We start from the raw sequence: 3,882 nt of genomic DNA on the forward strand, positions 1-3,882 counted from the left end.
CTGAATTTCCCCCTGATCACTCCCATATCTGGTACTTTTGGATTTCAAAAAAGGCTAAAAGTCTTATCCAGCAAGGTTTTTAGATTTATTCAGCAGACCCTAGATAAGTCAGTTATAAGGCTGTGCATCGTAGCATAACCGTGGTTAATTGTCAATAAAATTGTCCCCACTACTACAGCCACTCTTATCCCGGTGGGGGCAAATTGGGGGGATAATAAAGGTCGAAAATAGCCGATACTCCCTTTCATCGCCTATAAATCGCACTCTATCAGGCGAGTAAAACAAAAAGTCACCATTTTTAACCCGTAGGGAGACTTCCACCAGAGAGCGGGAAAACAGCCTTCCGGAGCTGCGAGACTAAAATCCCAGTGATCATAATCATCGATACGCCACTCATCTTTGTCGCGCCATCCTACCAATTCCCCAAATTTTCTAATCGTTTCCGCGTCTTGGGTACGCAGGGTGTTAATACTACCGCCGGCGGCAAAATATAACTTCACCTGATTGCTAAAACCGAAATGATCGCCGCTATAATTTTTCCAAAGGCGATCAAGTACCCGAATCACATTAACGGGAAACCGCATCATATCCTCTGGGGTTAAAGTATCGCGGGTTCTGCCGGCAGTTTCGAGGATAACTCGGAGAGTTTCTGCGTCTGCCTCCCTAAAGTTCCCCTCAGCTAGGAATTGCTGTAATTTACCATAGCGCTCGATGTCTGGTACTAACATCTGCCGCGCTTCGATGAGGGCAACCCGTTCGGTTAAAGATTGCAATTGAGCTAAAATATCCTGAAGTTGGGCGTTAATATCTGACATAAATGTAAAGGGGGTTTGTTTACTGCAAAAATTACCGATTTATCGGCAGAATAATTATTGATTTACCGCTGCTAATCGCGACTTAACAAAGCGATTCATCCATGCTTCTAGATAGATGCGATTGGCTTTTTGTTCTTTTAAATCTGTGGTAGTTAAAGGATAAGGTGCTAATCCTTGAATGGCTGCCGTTGTCACACAAAACATCGACTTTTGAAAAGTTTCGCAGATCTGGACTAATAAATCTTCCTCTTGACGAAAACTCTTTTTATAAATGTCGTGCAGATAATCTGGTAAAAAGTGACGCATATCCTGCATTAATAGTGTGGGAGGAATCCCTGCACCTCCGATGGGTAAAGGATCTGCATACAAAGCACCATAGGCAAACATTCCTTGATCGTAGGGAATTTGATAGGCTTGGGCATTATAGGAAATTGTACCGGGGAAAGGTGTTCCGCGAAAGAAAACCGCCTCAACGTAGGGGATTGCCGTATCTGCAAGAAAGGTTAATCCTGCCGATTTGGGGATCAGATCATAGGTTTGTCCTTTGATTTTTACTTTATAGACAATTGCTTGACTAGCATTATCGACTAAATTTTTCTTAATGTGTGCCACCACTGCGGGAATACTGGTAATTTTTCTGGCATCGTAGAGATCGGATAAACTTAAAAAAGTATCGGCCATAATTCGCCAAAATTGACCTAAACCGCTATAGTAGGCCATCATCCGCATTTGTTCTGGCAAAAATTCAGGAAAGACTTTATTTAAAATTAAAACTAGAGGATTATTCCTAAATTTGGCTTGAATAACCTTGGCTGTCACTTCCCGAAAAGCGGCACTATCTACATAAGTATCTAAACCACCCCCACCATGCCAAAACATGGCTTTCATACAGTATTCAGCATACTCAAAATTAATGCGATTATGCCACCAGTGTTGTAGTAATTTCTGCCAAGATACTTGACCATTAAAATATTTAAAGAAGGGGAAAAAAACCAAAAACTGATTTTCCGCAATATAAATTAAATTTTTGGAATAAGCATCTAACACCACTCCGTAACTTTTCAGGATACCCACTACCTCGATCAAATTCTGGGGAGTATCTTTTAACAATGCTTCCCCAGCCGTGAGACGATCAATATAGGATGCTAGGGGATGAGAGGAGGACTTGACAGGGATAGTGACCATGCTAGAAGCTTGATAAAATAACTTTCCTGATCTATTTTAACGCATAAAAGCACAACCAATTAGCGGCGGTGGCACGGCGAGTCATGCGGGGATTGAATTCGCCAATTTTATAACCGGTAAACCCCAATTTATCTTTTAATAATTGTTTATTTTCTGGCAAGATCGATCGAGTTAATTTTACTGTTGGGGGACGATTGGCAATAAAATCCGGGGGTTGAGGATATTCACAGCGCCAATCTTCCTCTACTTGACTATTATCCCATTTTCCCTGACTTTCATCGTAGCGATAGCCTAAACTTTGCCAGACCAATTTATTAACGGTTTCGTCGTCAATTTCATCGTTAATAATCGCCCAAATTGTCTCTATATTTAATTCTGGTAGTTCCATAGATTAAGTGAATAGCAGATGGGGTGTGGGGAAGTGGGGTGTAGGGTGTGGGGTGTGGGGTGTGGGGTGTGGGGAGAATAAATAAAATAATCTCCTATCTCCTGACGACCGGCTACTGACGACCGGCTACTGCCTACGGTTAAAATAACTGGTGAATAACATCATTGATCATCGCGTAAGCGTAGCCTATTTTGCCTCCTTCTAACGCCAAAATTATTTTTATCTTAACTATCGGTGTGGTGTCGGTTTCTGCATCGGCAATTTTTATCCGGTTAGCGATCGAAGCGGTAGGTAATGCTACGATCGCATTTAGTTTATTTTTAGCGACTTCGCGTCTGATATTGGCTTCTGTTGTCCTAATTCCGAACTGGTTGACCTTATCACGCCAAAAAGTCCCTATTCAAGCCTATTATTACGCAGTGGGGGCAGGATTTTGTTTAGCTCTCCATTTTGCTACTTGGATTACTTCTCTATCCTACACCTCGATCGCCGCTTCTACCACTTTAGTCACCACTAATCCCCTCTGGGTTTCCCTGTTGGGTTGGTGGTGGTTTCGAGAAAAACCGACTAAATTAACCTTTATCGGCATTTTTGTGGCTCTAACGGGGGGATTATTGATTGTTTTAGCCGATCGAGATGTCAGTAGTTCTTATCCTAACCCTTTATTGGGCAATAGCTTGGCTTTAATTGGGGCAATTCTCGTCAGTGGTTATATTCTCCTCGGACGGGAAGCACAAAGAAAGGGCTTAAATATTAAGAATTATATAACTGTAGCCTACACTACCGCAGGATTAGCTTTATTACCTTCTATTTTCTTATTCGGTCAAGGTAACAAAAGCTATCCTTTGTCCGTGTATGTTTATGTGTTAATGATGGCGATTTTTCCGCAATTAATCGGTCATACTAGCTTTAACTGGGCTTTGCGATGGGTAGCACCGACAATAGTAACCATGGTAATTTTATTAGAGCCAATCGCCGCTAGTCTGTTAGGAGTGTTCATTTTTGGTGAAATACCAGCCCAAGAAGTCATTTATGGCGGATTAATTCTGTTAATCGGCGTAGGCATTGCTATTTTAGGCGGATAAGCTTGTTAGTGTATCTAATATTACCGGTTAAGTGTGATCTTGATCGCGGATGGTAATCACAGACAAAAGCTAGATTAGTGTACAATGCTAACTGCATGAGAGTTTAGACAATCTGACTCACTTGAGCAATAGGGTTTTCGGGGAATTAATTCCCTGACTAGAGTTAGAAATATCCGATCATCGAAAATTTTGGGTCTGAAACCCCGCCGTTTTAGGTTGGCTTTGCTGTTAAATATGAGCATCGTTTACGAAATATATGCTAAAATATGAGACATGGAAAAAGCCTATTCTTACCGATTTTACCCGACACCAGAACAAGAGTCGCTATTGCGGCGCACTTTGGGATGTGTAAGATTGGTTTACAATAAAGCTCTCCACGAACGAACACAAGCTTGGTACGAAAAGCAAG

The 3,882-nt window shown here is 41.7% G+C and carries 6 protein-coding genes; 2 read left to right on the plus strand and 4 right to left on the minus strand.

The window, feature by feature from the left end; genetic code table 11:
• Positions 1-89: 89 nt before the first annotated feature.
• From nrtS to PX481_RS03250, 4 genes are read right to left on the minus strand one after another with little or no spacing between them, the layout of a single operon-like run.
• Positions 90-248 carry a nitrate/nitrite transporter NrtS gene (gene nrtS / locus PX481_RS03235; RefSeq protein ID WP_288059171.1) on the minus strand — a complete coding sequence of 53 codons (159 nt, stop codon included), beginning with the start codon at positions 246-248 and terminating at the stop codon, positions 90-92.
• A 3-nt stretch (positions 249-251) separates the two neighbouring features.
• Complete coding sequence (locus tag PX481_RS03240; RefSeq protein WP_002757465.1) at positions 252-815, minus strand: GUN4 domain-containing protein; 564 nt, start codon at positions 813-815, stop codon at positions 252-254.
• A 54-nt stretch (positions 816-869) separates the two neighbouring features.
• A complete protein-coding gene (locus PX481_RS03245; RefSeq protein WP_288093648.1) occupies positions 870-2,000 on the minus strand; it encodes a CO2 hydration protein in 1,131 nt (376 codons plus the stop codon).
• Positions 2,001-2,031: 31 nt separating this feature from the next.
• Complete coding sequence (locus PX481_RS03250; RefSeq protein WP_002757463.1) at positions 2,032-2,388, minus strand: DUF1823 family protein; 357 nt, start codon at positions 2,386-2,388, stop codon at positions 2,032-2,034.
• Positions 2,389-2,579: 191 nt separating this feature from the next.
• On the opposite strand from PX481_RS03250, the gene PX481_RS03255 reads away from it, so the two are divergent.
• Positions 2,580-3,473 (plus strand): DMT family transporter, encoded by an 894-nt coding sequence (locus tag PX481_RS03255; RefSeq protein ID WP_288093650.1) that lies wholly within the window; start codon positions 2,580-2,582, stop codon positions 3,471-3,473.
• 273 nt (positions 3,474-3,746) lie between these two features.
• On the plus strand, positions 3,747-3,882 hold a 136-nt coding region (locus tag PX481_RS03260; protein WP_287713080.1), incomplete at its 3' end, for a helix-turn-helix domain-containing protein.

It is taken from the genome of Microcystis sp. M53603_WE2 (assembly GCF_030065435.1).